The 16,375-nt window shown below is 57.1% G+C and carries 18 protein-coding genes; 3 read left to right on the plus strand and 15 right to left on the minus strand.

The features are described from left to right. A partial coding sequence (locus AC1Q7Q_RS30665) for a hypothetical protein (RefSeq protein ID WP_492371587.1) occupies nt 1-183 on the plus strand: 183 nt, incomplete at its 5' end. On the opposite strand, the gene AC1Q7Q_RS30670 is transcribed toward AC1Q7Q_RS30665, so the two are convergent. Genes AC1Q7Q_RS30670 through AC1Q7Q_RS30695 form a run of 6 tightly spaced genes read right to left on the minus strand, consistent with a single transcriptional unit; the run spans nt 178 to nt 4,794 of the window. Then, nucleotides 178-639 (minus strand): RidA family protein, encoded by a 462-nt coding sequence (locus AC1Q7Q_RS30670; protein ID WP_492371586.1) that lies wholly within the window; start codon nt 637-639, stop codon nt 178-180. The genes AC1Q7Q_RS30665 and AC1Q7Q_RS30670 overlap by 6 nt on opposite strands. 15 nt (nt 640-654) lie before the next feature. Beyond that, entirely contained in the window at nt 655-1,629 is a 975-nt protein-coding gene (locus AC1Q7Q_RS30675) for a threonine ammonia-lyase (protein WP_492371585.1), read from the minus strand. Between the two features lie 58 nt (nt 1,630-1,687). Beyond that, nucleotides 1,688-2,416, minus strand: coding sequence for an amino acid ABC transporter ATP-binding protein (locus AC1Q7Q_RS30680; RefSeq protein WP_492371599.1), 729 nt, complete (start codon nt 2,414-2,416; stop codon nt 1,688-1,690). Between the two features lie 56 nt (nt 2,417-2,472). Further along, nucleotides 2,473-3,213 carry an amino acid ABC transporter permease gene (locus AC1Q7Q_RS30685; RefSeq protein ID WP_492371598.1) on the minus strand — a complete coding sequence of 247 codons (741 nt, stop codon included), beginning with the start codon at nt 3,211-3,213 and terminating at the stop codon, nt 2,473-2,475. A 12-nt stretch (nt 3,214-3,225) separates the two neighbouring features. Next, a complete protein-coding gene (locus AC1Q7Q_RS30690; RefSeq protein ID WP_492371584.1) occupies nt 3,226-3,918 on the minus strand; it encodes an amino acid ABC transporter permease in 693 nt (230 codons plus the stop codon). Nucleotides 3,919-3,975: 57 nt separating this feature from the next. Further along, a complete protein-coding gene (locus tag AC1Q7Q_RS30695) occupies nt 3,976-4,794 on the minus strand; it encodes an ABC transporter substrate-binding protein (protein WP_492371583.1) in 819 nt (272 codons plus the stop codon). A gap of 352 nt (nt 4,795-5,146) precedes the next feature. Between AC1Q7Q_RS30695 and AC1Q7Q_RS30700 the strand changes: the two genes are divergently transcribed. Then, nucleotides 5,147-6,043 carry a LysR family transcriptional regulator gene (locus tag AC1Q7Q_RS30700; protein ID WP_492371582.1) on the plus strand — a complete coding sequence of 299 codons (897 nt, stop codon included), beginning with the start codon at nt 5,147-5,149 and terminating at the stop codon, nt 6,041-6,043. Between the two features lie 46 nt (nt 6,044-6,089). Here AC1Q7Q_RS30700 and AC1Q7Q_RS30705 read toward each other — a convergent pair whose 3' ends face one another. The 5 genes from AC1Q7Q_RS30705 to AC1Q7Q_RS30725 all read right to left on the minus strand — a co-directional run bounded on the left by AC1Q7Q_RS30705 (nt 6,090) and on the right by AC1Q7Q_RS30725 (nt 10,558). Then, nucleotides 6,090-6,740 (minus strand): alpha/beta hydrolase, encoded by a 651-nt coding sequence (locus AC1Q7Q_RS30705; RefSeq protein WP_492371581.1) that lies wholly within the window; start codon nt 6,738-6,740, stop codon nt 6,090-6,092. A gap of 87 nt (nt 6,741-6,827) precedes the next feature. After that, entirely contained in the window at nt 6,828-7,922 is a 1,095-nt protein-coding gene (locus AC1Q7Q_RS30710) for a succinylglutamate desuccinylase/aspartoacylase family protein (protein WP_492371580.1), read from the minus strand. A 3-nt stretch (nt 7,923-7,925) separates the two neighbouring features. Next, complete coding sequence (locus AC1Q7Q_RS30715; RefSeq protein ID WP_492371579.1) at nt 7,926-9,395, minus strand: aldehyde dehydrogenase; 1,470 nt, start codon at nt 9,393-9,395, stop codon at nt 7,926-7,928. A gap of 30 nt (nt 9,396-9,425) precedes the next feature. Further along, nucleotides 9,426-10,022: a thiamine pyrophosphate-dependent enzyme gene (locus tag AC1Q7Q_RS30720; RefSeq protein ID WP_492371578.1), complete on the minus strand. Its 597-nt coding sequence runs from the start codon at nt 10,020-10,022 to the stop codon at nt 9,426-9,428. Between the two features lie 2 nt (nt 10,023-10,024). Further along, nucleotides 10,025-10,558 (minus strand): phosphonopyruvate decarboxylase, encoded by a 534-nt coding sequence (locus tag AC1Q7Q_RS30725; RefSeq protein WP_459376764.1) that lies wholly within the window; start codon nt 10,556-10,558, stop codon nt 10,025-10,027. Between the two features lie 124 nt (nt 10,559-10,682). Between AC1Q7Q_RS30725 and AC1Q7Q_RS30730 the strand changes: the two genes are divergently transcribed. Then, entirely contained in the window at nt 10,683-11,612 is a 930-nt protein-coding gene (locus AC1Q7Q_RS30730) for a LysR family transcriptional regulator (RefSeq protein ID WP_492371577.1), read from the plus strand. Between the two features lie 20 nt (nt 11,613-11,632). On the opposite strand, the gene AC1Q7Q_RS30735 is transcribed toward AC1Q7Q_RS30730, so the two are convergent. The 4 genes from AC1Q7Q_RS30735 to AC1Q7Q_RS30750 all read right to left on the minus strand — a co-directional run bounded on the left by AC1Q7Q_RS30735 (nt 11,633) and on the right by AC1Q7Q_RS30750 (nt 16,030). Beyond that, on the minus strand, nt 11,633-12,595 hold the full coding sequence (locus tag AC1Q7Q_RS30735; RefSeq protein ID WP_492371576.1) for a tripartite tricarboxylate transporter substrate binding protein: 963 nt from the start codon (nt 12,593-12,595) through the stop codon (nt 11,633-11,635). A gap of 594 nt (nt 12,596-13,189) precedes the next feature. Further along, the gene (locus tag AC1Q7Q_RS30740; protein WP_492371575.1) at nt 13,190-13,828 is read right to left on the minus strand and encodes a 4-carboxy-4-hydroxy-2-oxoadipate aldolase/oxaloacetate decarboxylase; all 639 of its coding nucleotides are present in this window, start codon (nt 13,826-13,828) and stop codon (nt 13,190-13,192) included. Between the two features lie 106 nt (nt 13,829-13,934). Beyond that, complete coding sequence (locus AC1Q7Q_RS30745) at nt 13,935-14,609, minus strand: RraA family protein (protein ID WP_492371574.1); 675 nt, start codon at nt 14,607-14,609, stop codon at nt 13,935-13,937. A gap of 113 nt (nt 14,610-14,722) precedes the next feature. Beyond that, nucleotides 14,723-16,030 (minus strand): MFS transporter, encoded by a 1,308-nt coding sequence (locus AC1Q7Q_RS30750; RefSeq protein WP_492371573.1) that lies wholly within the window; start codon nt 16,028-16,030, stop codon nt 14,723-14,725. Between the last annotated feature and the right edge of the window lie 345 nt (nt 16,031-16,375).

Genomic DNA, 16,375 nt, shown 5'->3' on the forward strand with positions numbered 1-16,375 from the left:
CTGACGAACAGGGTGTTCAAGGCGAAGGAGCCTGAGGCAGTCATGGCGCCAGGCGGGATCGGAGTGGCGGAACTGGCGGCCGAGAATGAGAGAATGCGCAAGGAACTGGCCCAAACGAAGCTGGTGCGCATATATGCGACCGAGTACTTCGCCAGGGAATCACTGCCCGGTATGCGTTCATGACGCAATCTGGATGATTGCCTCGATTTCAACCGTCATCCCATGGGGAAGTGAACTCATGCCAACTGCCGAGCGGGCGTGCAAGCCCCTCTGCCCAAAGACGCTCACCAGAAGGTCCGAGCACCCATCAATGACGCGGGAGTGATTCTTGAAGTCCGGAGTGGCATGCACCATGCCCAGTAGCTTGACTATCGCCTCCACGCGACTCAGGTTCCCAACAGCTTGCTTGATGCTCGCCAGCATATTCAAGCCCGTAAGTCGCGCATCCTCGTATGCCCCCAACGCCTGCTCCGGCGAATCAAGTCGTCCTAGCCGATAGGTGTTATTCGGCAGGCGAGGTCCGTGACCGGAGAGGTAGAGCATGTTCCCGGCCAAACGATAGGGGACGTACGTGCCATTGGGAGGAAAGGCCATCGGGAGTTCCAGCCCCAACTCCGATAGCTTTTCTTCAGGATGCATGAATGGCGCTCCCCATTACCCAGCGATAGCCCGCGCGTACACGCTGGCATCGACATTTCCGCCGGAGCAGATAACAACAACGTTCTTCCCTGTCATGTCCGCCTTTTTCTCCAACAGGGCTGCCAGGCCAGCTGCACCGCCAGGCTCGACCGCGAGCTTCAGCAGACGGAATGCCGTGGCTACTGCGCGCAGTGCCTCTTCGTCGTTCACGCTCAGTGCCTTCACATCGTGACGCAAGAGGACGTTGAGCGGTTTGCTGCCCGCAACGGGCCCAGCAATGGCATCCATGACAGTCTTGGGAACGGAGTTGCTCCTCTCTGGAACCCCACTCACCAATGACCGTGCCATCTTATCAAATCCGGTCGGCTCCACAATATACGCCTGGACATTCGGCCACGTTGCCTTCATCGCCGTGATTACCCCAGATGAGAGACCGCCGCCACTGCAGTTGACCAGCACGGCATCCGGCACAACCCCGCGTGCCTCCAACTGCTCGCAAATCTCCAATCCGGCCGTACCTTGGCCCGCCATGACGTCATAGTCATCGAACGGCGAAATAAAGGCCAGTCCTCGCTCCGTCATGATCTGGCGTGTTACGACTTCGCGGTCCTCCGTCTGCGGGTCATATAAAACAATCTCAGCTCCCCACCAGCGGCAGCTCGCAATCTTGATATCAGCTGCGGTCGTCGGCAGCACTATGACCGCTGGGCAGCCAATAAACTTGGCGCCAGCGGCAACGCCCTGACCGTGGTTGCCAGCAGAAAATGTGATTACGCCTCTGCTAAGTTCCTCCGCATCCAGGGAGAGCATCTTGTTCAACGCCCCCCTTAGCTTGAAGGAACCTGTACGCTGGAGCGGCTCGGCTTTCACGTATACGTTGCAACCGCACGCCTCATCCAGCATGGGCGAGTCGATGATAGGGGTCCGAATGATGTATCCAGACAAACGTTCTGCGGCAGCCCGTATGGCTGCGATATCAAATTGTTCCATGCCACATGATCAGATAGTTCAGCGAGATATGCGTAAAGCGCCACGCCGAGAGGGTGGATTAATGGGTCCGTAGGTCGCTTAAAAATTTCTTGGCACGGTCGCTCTGCGGGTTGGAAAAAAACGCCTCTGGTTTACCACTTTCGACCAGGCAACCGTTGTCCATAAACCAAACTCGATCAGCCACTTCGCGTGCAAAGTTCATTTCGTGCGTGACACACATCATCGTCATCCCATCGCGAGCAAGGCTCTTCATCACCTGCAACACTTCGCCCACCATTTCAGGGTCCAGTGCACTAGTGGGTTCATCGAACAGCATGGCGGGTGGGTCCATGGCAAGCGCACGCGCAATGGCAACGCGCTGCTGCTGCCCCCCGGAAAGTTGCCCGGGATAGGCGTCCGCCTTACTCGCCAAGCCGACGCGATCCAGCAATTGCGCCGCGCGTTGCCTGGCATCCGATTTCTTTTTCTTCAGAACAGACATCGGGGCAAGCATGATGTTTTCCGCCACGGATAAGTGGGGAAACAAATTGAAGCTCTGAAAGACAAAGCCAACGTGGCTGCGGAACTTGTTGATGTCAAGTGCGGGCGAATTGACATCTTGGCCACCGAACTCAATCGCTCCCTTCTGGATGTCCTCCAGACGGTTTACCGTTCGAATCAGCGTCGATTTCCCCGAACCGGACGGGCCGCATACGACTATCACCTCCCCCCGCGCAACCTCGGAAGTCACGTCATTAAGGGCGTGATAGCTTCCGTACCACTTGTTAACGCGTTTGAAATTAATCATGGGCATCTGAGATGCTGCACCGCTTTTCATTGAAAATACCTCCAATGGCCATTCGATTAGTCAACGGCGACCGCCGGCGACACCACTGATAAGCCTGCAGCATCTCGACGGACGCCCGCACGCTTGTTGGTGATGCGGCGCTCGACATAGCGCGCCAGAGATGTAAGAGCGAAACCGAGAATGAAATAGACTGCGGCAAGGATGAGGAACACCTCGAACGGCTTGGTGAGAAGTATGCTGTTCACCTGGTTGGCAGCAAAAGTCAGCTCGTTGACGCTGATGACATAGGCAAGTGATGTGTCCTTGATAATCGATACAAACTGGCTGATCATCGAAGGAATCATGTTGTACAGTGCCTGCGGAAGGACCACCTTCGCCATTGTCTGCATATAGGACAGGCCGACTGCACGCGCAGCCTCGGTCTGTCCCTTTGGCAGACCTTCCATGCCAGCACGAATGATTTCGGATATGTAAACGCCCTCGTAGATGACCAGCGTCACCAGCATCGTCGTGAATCCGCTCACTGTTCGTCCAATCAAGATAGGTACAAAGAAGTACACCCAAAAGATGAACATGAGCAGTGGAACGCCGCGGACGAGATATACAAGACTGACTGCAGGTTTGTTCAACCAACTTACGGGCGACACACGGGCAAGCGCAACGAAAATCCCCAGCGGAAACGCCAGCAGAAGACCAAAGAGAGAAAGGATCAGGGTAATAGCCAGCCCCCCGAGGGGACCGTTCGGATATTGCCCCACGAGCAGCATTTCGCCGTTTTCGCGAAGAATTGAAATAATGGATTCCACGGCCTACCTCGTCCTCAGTCGATAGTGGCGCTCAAGGGAAGCCCCGCCAGCCATGATTAGCAGTGAGACGCCGAGATAAGCGAACGTTGTGAACAGATAGACCTCGACAGTGCGGAATGTCGCGCTCTCGATCTCTCTTGTCACATACGTCAGCTCCATCACCCCAATCGTCATCGCCAGACTCGTGTTCTTGACGAGCAGCACCGTGTGGCTGATCATCGGGGGCAACGCGATTCGGGCGGCCTGTGGAAGGATCACCTTGCGGCACGCCTGGAGATAGGTCATTCCTAAAGCGCGGGACGCTTCTAGCTGAGCTTTGGGGATCGAGCGGATCCCGCCACGAAGATCCTCCGACATGTATGCGGCCATGCAAAGACCGATGGCGATGAAGGCGAAGACGAACTCGCTATGATTCTTGTTGAACCACATCTGGACCGACTCTGGAAGCAGTGTCGGAAGACCAAAGTACCAAAGGAACACCTGCACCAAGATTGGCACACTTTGGTGATACTCGACATAGGCGGCTACCGCCGCTTGACCCCAACGATTGTTGCTCAACCGGACGACCGCCAGAACAGTTCCGAGCACCATCGCGAGCAACCAGGATAGTGCGGCTAGCTCTAGCCACGTCGCGACGCCGCCTACTATCAGGCGTGGATACTCGCCCTGCAAGAGTATTGAGAAATCCAACTTCATAGGTAATACGCCAAATGGGTGTTCTTGAGGGGCCGGCTTATGCCGGCCTACATGTCGTTAGCCCTTGATCGGCTCAACTTTGAAGTCACGGCGCATCTTGTACGGCGTGCCGCTGCCCAGCCACTTGTCGAAGATACGTGACGCTTCGCCTGACTTTTCCATCGATTGCAGCACGCCATTCACGTGCCCCGCGAAGCCGGATTCCCCTTTGCGCATCCCAAGCCCCCAGTATTCGTGCATGACCGCCGGCTCGAGGATATCAATGGGCGTCGTCGCATCTGCCTGCATCTTCAGCTTGACCAGCATCATCTCGCCGAGTGCCAAACCGTCCACTTTCCCCTGCTGAAGCGCCAGGAAGGCAGCCGGCGCGTCCTGGTAAGTCACTGTTGTCGCCGTTGGTACTGTCTTCTTGACTGCCATCTCCGACGTAGACCCCTTGTTCGCACTCACGCGCTTTCCAGCGAGATCAGCCGTAGTCTTCAGTCCTTCCGAGCGCTTCACGGCCACTTTGGTCAGACTCACAAAGTACTGGTCGCTATAGGCAATCTGCTCGGCCCGTTCCGGCGTCCATCCAAGTGCGGCGGCGAGAATGTCCACTCGACCCTGTTGCAGCTCCGGAATCCGCGCCGCGGTCGCAATCAGTTTGAGTTCCAGTTTGACACCCAGGCTCTTGGCGATCGCGCTACAGAAATCGACGTCGTACCCTTGGACCTCCCTGGTCTGGGCATTGGTGAAGCTGAACGGCTCAATGGTGCCCAGCACGCCGCAAACCAGTGCACCTCGTTGCTTGATGTCTGCCAGTTGGTCCGCGAAAGCACTGACTGTGGTTAGCGAGAGGCTCACGGCTGCCATGGCGATTACCGACAACTTACGCATGAAATTCATCCTTTCAGGTCTTGGGGATTGAAGGCCTCAGCAAGCACTGAGGCTCAGAACAGCGGCGCACGCGCACGGAAAACGGACGTGTGGGGGGTGCGGGAGTCGCTAGCCTTGCTACCACCTTCCTACGGACATCCGGCACTTGAACGGAGAACGGTCGCATTCTCCAAAGGCCCTCCGCTGCCACATTCGACTCCTCAGGTTACGGCGGTCTTTTTTGTCGCCTCGAGGGGAGGATTTGTTGGATGGATTTTGATCCCATAATACAATTACAACAAACGAGTTTTATCGATGCGATTCGATGAACATAAGTAATGTGTTTTAGTGGTTATCCCTATCAAGGTGCACTATGGTTACTTTTAAACAACTTGAGGCAATATTCTGGGTCGTGCAATCCGGCGGATTCGCACAGGCCGCCATGAAATTGCACACAACCCAGTCAGCAGTATCCAAAAGGGTGCAGGAACTGGAACAACTCTTCAACACGCAATTGTTTGACCGCGGCACGCGAACTGCCAGACTGACGGAAAAAGGGGAGGAGATGTTCTTGTTGGCCAAGAAGCTCCTGACTGAGCGCGATGCTGCGATGGAGCAATTTACCCAACCTGATATGATGCAACGTCGGGTTCGCATCGGGATCACCGAGCTTTCTGCCATGACGTGGTTACCTCGCCTCGTCAATCAAATTAACGATCACTATCCGCGAGTTGTCATCGAGCCCGAAGTGGATATGAGCATCAATCTGCGGGACAAACTCTTGACGGACGAGCTTGATTTGATTGTGGTGCCTGATGCCTATACAGATTCGCGTTTTGCATCAAAGGTAGTGGGCAAAGTGGCGAACGCCTGGATGTGCAAGCCCGGCCTGCTTGACGCTCAACGGGCAATCCAGATACACGAGCTTGCCGCACGACGCATACTGGTTGACAAGTCTGGCACAGGGATTATTTACGATAGCTGGTTCAAGTCGATCGGGTTTCGTCCTGCCAACGTCATCGTTAGCAATAGCATCGTGGCATTGATAGCCCTTACCGTATCTGGATTTGGTGTGAGCTACTTCCCGAAAGATTGCCTTGGCCAGATGCAAAGCGCTGGACTTCTCGATGTGCTAGAAGTCAAGCCGCCGCTGCCGGATGCCACTTACGTGGCGATGTACAAGTCGGACCAACGAAGCACGCTGATCGCAGCTATCGTCATGCTCGCGCAGGAGTGCTGCGATTTTTCAACGATTTTCCAGACTGAGTGATGAATGTTAATCGGCCGTTACTCCAGCTGGGTTGGCTGTAGGCCAGTTATGGCGACTGGTCAAGATATGCGCCCACCACCCGCTCCACGATGGCCAATTTTCCAGTAAAGAAGTGGTTGGCGTTCGGTACGACAACGATAGGCAAGCCTTGTGGACGCGCCCAGTCGAACACGGCTTTGAGCTCTACGCGCAGGTCCTTCTCTCCGTGAATCGCCAGCGTGGTGGATGGCACGGGAGGCGTCTCGTAGGTGCGCTGGCCTTCGATCGTTCCCCATGGCGTGCCAGCGAGTACGATGTGCGTGCAATTGACCGCCCGTTCGTGTAGCACCATCGCTGTTCGTGCAATCACGTACGCCCCAAAGGAGAATCCTGCCAAAACAAGAGGCAAGGCTGGATAGGTTCGTCGCAAGTGTTCAATGACCAATAGCACATCGAGAGTCTCTCCGTTGCCAGAGTCATGCACACCTTCCGAATTGCCGACGCCCCGAAAATTGGGGCGCACCGCAACGTACCCACGGGACGCCAGTATCTTCGCAAACAGATTTGGAACCTTGTGCTCTGCGGTGCCCCCCTGCAGCGGATGAGGGTGTGCGATGACCGCGATGCCGCGAATCGGTCCCACTGGCACATTCACCAACAGCTCTATGTCACCAACGTTTCCACGTATCAAGACCCTCTCGGTTGCAGAAAAAGTCATCGTGCCCCTCTCATTGCGGCCAATTCTGCCAGACCCTGTTCGTACCGGCGGGCGTCTCTTGCGATCCGGGTTCGCGCTCTTAGCGGGCTAGATAGTCTTCCCCAAGTGGAGGAGACAGTCTCCTAGTTCGCACATCGCCATGGCTCGTTCGCAGACTACGACACCGCTTGCCGAGAAATACACAGCCTCAGGGACTCGGAGCGGGCTCTCAGGGAAATAGACATAGCCTGCGAGGTCACCCTCCTTCACACTATCGCCAAGCATAACGCTAGCTTCAAACAGGCCATTTGCCGGCGCATAGACAAAACAATCCTTGTCAACAGAAAGAAACCTGACCTCGGGCGGCGGAGCGAGCCCCTCGGAGCCAATCACGCCAAGTCGAGCCAATATGCGCCGTACCCCTGACTCGCACATCTCGCGGTAGGCAGTGTGAACCCACGCGCGTCCGCCCAGTTCAGTGCCCAGACGAGGTATGCCGTTGCGCGCCGCCGCTTCAGAAGAGCTGCCACTGCCTGGTGCACTCGAGAACATTAATCCGTATGGCGCTCCGAATGTGGACATCAAGGCTCGACGCTCCTCATCAGACGCAGATCCCGTTGATGAAACGGATGTCGTCGCGGGCAAATAGTTGAGCGATGAACCGCCGCTATGGAGGTCGAAGACGAAGTCCGCGCGGCTCATCAGTTCGCTCTCGATGAAATGGGCAATCATCTCGGAGGGTGAGCCGCCTGGATTTCCGGGATAGAGACGATTCAGGTTTCCCTCATCTATGGGCGATACGCGATGCCCTACTTTTGCCGCTGGGTAGTTCGCCATCGGCAAGATGATGAGATGGCCTTGAACGTCTTCCGCCTGCAGTTGCCGAGCCAACCGCGTCAGTGTCACTTGCCCTTCGAATTCGTCGCCATGGGTTCCGGACAACAGCAGCACTGTCTTACCCGTTCCGTTCCTTATGCTCACTACCGGGATGGGAAGCCAGCCGTACGCCGAGCGATTCACCGAATAAGGAAGCCTTGCATAGCCGGCGTGCTTGCCCGGCTTAGCCAAATCGAAGTCCAGTGAAATTCTGCTCTTTGTCATCTCGTCTTTTGTCAACACTGCACCTTTTCGCCCCGGTGCAGTTGAAGGCAGATAGCCAACCGCTGAAAGCGCAGCCGAGGCGTAAGCACTTTCGGGGGCCATGAATCACCGGATGGTGAACGGATTCCCCGAACCGGCACCAGTGTTGATCCATACGCTCTTTGTCTGAAGGTACGCGCGGATGGCATCAATTCCGTTTTCCCGACCCAGGCCTGAGTCCTTGTAGCCGCCAAAGGGGGACATGAAGCTGACCGCTCGATAGGTGTTCACCCACACGGTGCCGGACTGAATCCGTTCCGACATCCGGAATGCCCTACCGATATCTGCTGTCCACACCCCGGCGCCAAGCCCATAGCAACTGTCGTTGGCTATCTTGATAGCGTCGTTCTCGTCCTTGAACTTCAGAATCGAGAGCACCGGACCAAACACTTCCTCCCGAGCGATGCGCATCTGCGGCGTCACATTGGAGAAGATCGTGGGCTCAACAAACCAGCCATCTCCGCAGGAGGCAGGCTGACCGCCCAGAATAAGGCTGGCACCTTCGTCGTTCGCAATCTTGATGTACGAGAGAACCTTCTCGTACTGTGCCGGCGTTGTGATGGGGCCAACTTGCGTCGACGCGTTCATTGGGTTGCCGAGCTTTGCCGTCTTCGCCAGCGTCACGAGCTTCTCGACGAACTCATCGTGTATATCTTCCTGCAGGAGCAGACGCGACCCTGCAATGCAGGTTTGTCCGCTGGCCGCGAAGATCCCCGAAACAGCGCCGTTGACCGCATCCTCCATGTTGGCATCGTTGAACACGATGTTAGGTGATTTGCCACCCAGCTCCAGACTCACGTGCTTGAACTGTGCTGCGCATTGCTGGTTGATAGCGCGGCCGGTGGCGTCGGAACCCGTGAACGTTACCTTCTTGACAAGTGGATGCTTGACTAGCGGGGACCCAACCTCGGCTCCGAAACCCGTCACAACGTTGAACACCCCTGCCGGGAAGCCAGCCTCCTCGAAAAGCAGAGCAAGCTCCAAGGCGGAGACCGAAGTGAATTCGGACGGCTTTACGACTACTGTGCACCCAGAGGCCAGCGCTGGCGCAATTTTCCACGCCAACAGCATCAGCGGGGAATTCCAGGGGGTAATGGCGGCCACGACGCCCACAGGCTCATTCCGGGTGTAGTTGAAGTAGCCCTTCTTGTCGAGCGGAATGACTGTTCCCTCGATTTTGTCGGCAAGGCCACCGAAATAGTAGAACCACTGCGGCAGATACTTGACCTGCGCGCTCATCTCAGCGAGCAACTTGCCGTTGTCCTGGACTTCGAACTCGGCCAGGCGTTCGGCATCTCTCGCGATCAGATCTCCTAGCTTTCGCAGCAAAGCGCCACGCTGGGTAGCAGTCATTTCCGCCCACGGGCCAGCACGGAACGCATGATCGGCTGCGTTGACCGCACGGTCGACGTCCACCTCCGTGCCGCGAGCGACTTGGGCCCAGGCTTTACCGGTGAAGGGATTCTGGGTTTCGAACCAACGACCATCGCTCGCATTCACGAAGGCCCCGTCGATGAACATTTGATACTGCTTCATGGCGCAATGCTGTCCGGATAGGTTAGAAGACTAGAACGGCGAAAATCCCAAGTGCTGACGGAAGCGGTTCTTGACAAAAACCCCGTCGCGCGGGGGCAATGCCCGCTGATGCTCTTCCGCGGCGATGTACACCTGAGCCACGGTCATGCCATCGGCATTCTTGATTGCCTGAGTCAGCTTTTCGACTTCCGCAATATCGGAGATCTCAAGCGTCGAACGAACACCGCAGGCACTCGCGACCTTTGCGAGGTTGGTGCCGAGGCTGGTGTGGCTTTGCTGCATGCCGGTCTCACCGAAGTGGCCGTTGTCCAGAATCACTACGGCGAGGTTCCTCGGGTTTTGCGCTGCAGCGGTGGAAAGACTGCCGATTCCCATCAACTGCTCGCCGTCGCCGGTAATGGCAATGACCCGCTTTTCAGGTTGCGCCAGGGCCAGGCCAAGAGCTACCGAGGTAGACCCTCCCATCGCGCCCCAGAGATAAAAATTGCTGGGACGGTCGCCAGCAGCAAAGACGTCGTAGGAAGGCGAGCCGAGACCAGTCACGACAAGCGCGTCGGGAAACTGCTTCAGCAGCGCGGCAACGAAATCGCGGCGGTTGATCGCCGACTTGGAGGTCGAGGTAGTCATGTTCAGCGCACCCACTTTTTGCGGCCGATGAGGCTTTGAGAGAGAAGAATCGCGACGCGTTGCCCGGCGTCGAAGGCGGAGACGAGTCCCGCATCAACGAGCTCGGCAGCATCTTCCGGGGAGTCCACGCGATACACGGTAATGCCCATCAGTTCGAGCGCCTTGGCGGTGGCCAGGCCCATTGGAGCCTGCCAGGGATTGAACTCGGCGTACTCGCCGCGCATGGTCACGATGGTGAAGAACGGGAAACGGCAGCTGTCCAGCAGCGAGAACATGTTCACGCAGTTGCCAACACCACTGCTCTGCATGAGCAAGACCGCGCGCTCGCCGCCCAGCCACGCGCCGCTCACAACGCCGACACCTTCTTCTTCGGTGGTGAGAACCACGTCGCGAATTTCCGGGTCCGCCTTGGCACGCTTGATGACATGAGAATGGCCGGCGTCGGGTACATACGCGACTTGACGAACCCCGTTTTGTTTGAGGACTTGGAAAATATCCTCTTGCCAGGCAAGAGGCTCAGAATTTGGATGGGTCATGGAAGGTAGTCTCGGTGGGGATGACATCTGCTATCATAGAATTGACTGAATAAGATTATGAAATACAAAAAAGTGATTCCACCCATCAGTAATTTGGATAGCTAGAAAGAGACGCAATAGACCTATGGATATCAAGCAACTGCGGGCACTGCTGGCCATCGCCGAGACCGGGAGCGCTACCAAGGCCGCCGAACTTCTTCGCATCGTCCAACCTGCCGTTTCCCGGCACGTGAGGCTGCTTGAGGAGGAACTCGGCGCAGAGCTTTTTGAGCGCGAGCGGCACGGCATGGTCCTGACGGACGCAGGACGAACACTGGTTGAGTACGGCAGACGCGCGTTGCGCGAACTGGACCGAGCGAAGGCCGAGATTCAGCCGGTGAAAGGGGTTATTTCTGGCACCGCCGTCATTGGTTTGCTGCCGAGTACGTGCGAGTTACTGGCAGCGGAACTTGTGGCCACGGTGAAAGGCAAGCATCCCCAATTGGTCGTTCGGCTCAACGTGGGCTACGCGGGCAACCTCCTACAGTGGCTTGAAGCGGGCGACGTTGAAGTGGCACTGTTGTACGACATCAAGGCTTCGGCGGGCCTACATGTAGAGGCTCTGCTCGACGAGCAGCTCTATCTTGTCGGCCCTCCTGGCACGATTGCGCGCGGCAATGGCCACACCATCGAGAGTCTTCGAGACCTTCCGCTTGTACTTCCAAACTCGCCTCACGGCCTTCGCACAGTGGTCGAGCATGCGTGCGCTGTCGCAGGAATCAAGCCAACCGTCGCGGTCGAGACCAATTCCTTAAATGTCCAGAAATCCCTGGTCGCAAAAGGTTTTGGATACACGGTTCTACCCAGTTCGGCGGTATCCGAAGAGTTGGAAAAAGGCATATTGGCGGCAGCATCAATTACTGCTCCCAACCTCTCTAGGCGAATCGTGCTGGCGCATACGGCTACTCGCCGAATGTCCCCGGCCGCGAGCTTTGTTTCGGCGGAGCTAGTGACCCTGGCAAAACGGCTGGTGCTTGACGGGACTTGGCCAGGCGCCGCGTGGGTCGGCTCGTAGCATCATCCGTTGACGAATGGTTAGTCCGGCTGGATATTGCCCGCCTTGATCACCTCCGCCCATCGTCGCGTCTCGGTCTGAACGTATTTCCCCGCTTTATCGGGTGTGGAATCCAAGATGGGCTCTACTCCAATCTTGGCGAGCCGCTCGCGGACTTCCGGGTCCTGGACTGTCTGCAGCAGGGCGGCGCTTAACTTGTCGATGACAGGGGCTGGCGTGCCTCGAGGCACCATCACCATGTTCCAGATGGATGTCTCGTAGTTGGGGAAACCAGCTTCCTTCATGGTCGGCACATTCGGCAGCACACTGGACCGTGTGCCCGTCGTCACAGCAAGCGGCTTCAGTCGACCGGCCTTAATCATCGGCGCGGCAGTGGTGACCGCATCGGTGATGAACTGAAGGTCGCCGGAAATCACCGACTGAACTGCCTGGCTAGCGCCCCGAAATGGCGCGTGAACGATGTCGAGATGCTCCTGGTACTTGAGCAACTCAACGGCCATGTGCAATGCACTGCCCTTTCCTGCTGAACCGTAGCTGTATTTCCCGGGATTCTTCTTGATGTCGTCGACCAGTTCCCTGGCCGTGTTCGCCTTGACGGAGGGATTCACGGCGAGAACCATGGGCACTGCTGCCACCACCGCAACTGGCACTACCGTGCTGGGGTCATACGGCAATGTCTTGTACAAGGAAGTGTTGATGGCATAGGAACTGGTGCCAAAAAGCAGCGTGTAGCCATCCGCCTTGCTCTTGGCGACAGCGTCTGTGGCAATCGTGCCTCCCGCGCCCGCCTTGTTCTCCACGACGACAGATTGCCCTAGAATTGCGCCCACCTTGTTGCCCACGATACGTGCCACGAGGTCAGTGCTTCCACCGGCGGCGAAGCCCACAATCATGCGAATCGGATGGTCGGGGTATGTCGGCTGAGCATGTGCGCTAAAGGATACGAGCGCACCTATTCCAACTTGAACGAACAAGCATTTCATGTCTCTTCCAGGTTGTTATATTTGGCGGGGCGGCGTGCTTCGATACCCGTTGCAACGATGGTATCCAGTGCAGTGGTCGATGGTGAAATAGAAAATTACGCTGCTACCATCAATAAACTGCATGCCTGTTTAGCAGGCCCACCCATGTAGTGCTGACTACCTGGCGATGGAACAGAGGAATGGCTACGCCGAAAGCGAATGCGCCAATTGAGGAGTGCCCGGCGATACGGGGCGACTACCAGGATTTGGTCGGTGTATGCGCGCAATCCGGATCGGAACCTAATTGATATCCCGGAGATTGCGCAATGGGCGCCCGCGCCTCGCGGGTCATCCACTGTAGCCCGAAGCGCAAGGTTTGGTGGATGAAGAGGTACGCCATGGCCCCTGCAACGGGCAGCGCCCATTGCTCAGAGCGGTCGCTCTAGCGCCTCGATGTGGTGCCTGCAGCGACGGCCGCATTGCGCGACGTGCACACGATGATAACCAAGGGCGCAGCCGCAGTGGTAGTCCTGCACGAGTCAATGGCTCGTGCGAGAACTCCTCGCGCGTCAAAACGTTCTCACCCTGTGCCGGTCAACGCTGCTCGATTTGTCGTCAACACAGCCCCAAGCGTTCCAGAGTTGACGAGAGTCCCAACAGCTCCGCAGTGCTAACACCTCGCTCGACCGCGGACCGGAATTCGTCCTCTTTGGCTTCCCGCGCCCTCGCGCTTTCCAGCGCTGAGGCGGCCTCTTCGGGCGCCACGACGACCAGCCCGTCACGATCGCCGACGATGATGTCCCCGGGACGGATCACAACGTCGCCGATGCAAATGGGCACGTTCACTTTGCCGAGCTGCGCTTTGCCCGTGCTCTTGATCGAAAGCCCCCGGCAGAATACGGGGAAACCCATCTCGACGATCGCGCTGGCATCGCGGACGGCACCGTTGATGACAAGCCCCGCGATGCCCCGCTTCATGGCCGCGGCCGTCAGCACATCGCCCCAGGGGCCAGCTTCCAGGAAGCCCTTGGCATCGACTACCAGGACATCGCCAGGCCGCGCCTTCAACAGTGCGTAGTGCAGCATCAGGTTGTCCGCAGGCCGGGTGTCCACCGTCAATGCAGGTCCCACTAGTCGCGACGCCGGGTCGATCGGCTTGATCCCGCTGTCCAGCGCTCCCTTGGCGCCCTGTGCTTCGTACACCGTCGCTGCGCCGAGAGCGCGCAATTCGTCGTAAATTGCTTGTAATTCCATGTGCTTCCCCTAAGTTCACCGAGCCTACTGCCAGGAATCAAGCTGAGCTTGCACGGCCAGGCTAGTGGTTGTCCGGCTAGTGTTTCCCAATCGCGGTCGAACGTGGTCACGACCCCGCACGTTGCAGCGTGTGGTATGCCGCCTGGCGACGCGCTTCCTCGAGCGATGACCCAGACAGCGTGGCGTCGACGATGCGTTGCTCCGCGGCGCGCAACGCTAGCGCGCGCTCGAACACCTCGTTGACCCTGCCTCTCGGCACGACGACAATCCCATCTTCGTCGCCAACGATAAAGTCTCCGGCCGTGACGCGGACATCGGCCAGGCTAACAGTCTCGCCGACCGCTTCCACCTGAACGCGATCCTTGCCCGTGCGCATGAAGCGGCCGCATGCATAGAGCGGATAGGCCGCCTGCTCGGCTTCCGCCGTGTCGCGGCACACGCCGAAGATGACCGTGCCGGCGATTTTTCGGTGCGCGGCCAGTTGGCTGAGGATGCCGCCCCACACGGTGCAATCGACTCGGCCGCCGTTGTCAAGAACGACCACCGAGCCCTCGGGAGTGTCATCCAGGTAGTCGCCTACAGTCCCCGGTCGCGCCACATCAACAGGCGCGTACCGGACGGTAAATGCAGGACCGAACACGCGAGCGCGACCAGCGATATGACCGATGCCGAGCACGCTGCCAGGAAGGCGAAGCGCGTCGAGTGCATCAGAGACTTCCGCAGTACTCAGTTCGCGAGCACCGTCTGGTATGGCAATGGAATCAATGAGAGTGTTCATCATGAAGTTCAGGTTGTATTGTCGATAGGTCCGGCATGAAATCCATTTTCATCGATGGAAAAAACGAATTTCCTAGCGTGGTTTCATTTTTTATGAATGCTATTGCATTCCCCCTTCTACACGGTCGCCACTTCAGTGATCAGCCCGCGATTTGTCGTGACAAGCATGTAGCAGGCCACACCGAGAAGCGTCACCGCCGCGTTGAGGAGGATCACGGCATTCCAGCCGTAGCTCTTCCCGACGAGAGGGGCGACGGTCGGCACGATGCTTGCGGCTATAAAGCCCCACATATTCATCCAGCCGCCAACAACGGACGTGATCTTCCCGCCGATGTCGCTCACAATTGTCCAAGACAGCGTCTGGGCCACACCGGCCATTCCAAGGGCCAGACTAATCCAGAGAATGTCCCCAACAACCGTCTTTGCTGTGGTGCTTTCGAATAAGGCAATTGCGGCAACTGCGAGTCCCACCGCGCAGACAACATTTCGAGAAACGAAGAGTGATAGACCACGGGAGAGCATGTAGTCGGAAATCACACCTGCGAGCAGTACTGCTGCGACGATCGAGATCCATGGAATGCTTGCATAGATGCCTAGCGAACGAAAGCTTACGTTATGCGTGACCTGGAGAAAGTACGGTAGCCAGTAAACAAAGAACTGAACACACCAAAGCGTCGCGAAATATCCGAGCGCAAGCGCCCAAAACGAACGTTGTCTTAGCAGAGTTCGCATCATCGGCTTCTCAGACGAGCCGGCTCCCGCTTCACTGCGCGCGTCCGCAGTAATTTCTTCCAATTCCTCTGGAGAAATTCTCGGATGCTCGGAGGGGCGGTTGCGAGTCGAGACAAACCAGACAATCGACAGGACAATACCAACCACACAGAATATGAAATAGATGGACCGCCAGCCAAACGCCGTGACGATTCCCACGACTATAGGGGGACCGAATATGTTTGCGGAAAACGCCCCAGCATTCATCAGTGAGTTGGCTCGCCCACGCTCCGCACGCTTGAACCAGTTTCCGAAAAACTGATTGCCACCAGTAAATACGGGAGATTCAGCGATGCCGAACAGGCTGCGGACAAAGGCAAGACTTACGAGGCCTCCCACCAGCCCCGTGGCAGCCGTAAAGATCGACCACAAGGCCAGTGATCCAGCCAGGACGGGCCGCGACCCGAACCGCTGCAGAAGCGCCGCAGCTGGCATTTGAAAAATAAAGTAACTGGCCGAAAACAGCGAAATTACCATACCCAACTGTACTGGACTAATGGAGAGTGACTCCATCAACGGTGCGGCTGTTACTGAGAAAGCGATCCGGTCCAGATAGGCCGTAAAACAGAGGAGGAGGACGAGCACCCCGCCCGTCCACCTGAGGGGAATGCGGCGCGCCGAACGCGGGGCGGTCGCAGGACTAATTGCACGCATTATTGTCTCCTAGTTTTTTAATAAATTTCTAGCAAATTAATATTACAATCATTCTTTAATTTTCGATTTGACCTTTCTAAGGAATATCACCAATTAAGCCTTCGCATCGGGCAGAAGCCAGCTCAGTGGCGATGTTCTAGCTCCGCTCAACGACTGACTACTCCAGCGCGTACCAGATACGGAATACACTCGGACAGGGATGGTTGAAAGCAAAGTGCGTTCTCCTCGCCTGTGCTCGGAACAAATGAGACCGCGGCCGCTCTCTTGGCTCAGCATGCGCATGAAGGCAGAGCTTACGACCGTGAATTTCGAGCACAGACCTGCGTCGCGCAATGAAGCGACAAG

This window comes from Cupriavidus sp. GW823-FHT07A04 (assembly GCF_058794615.1).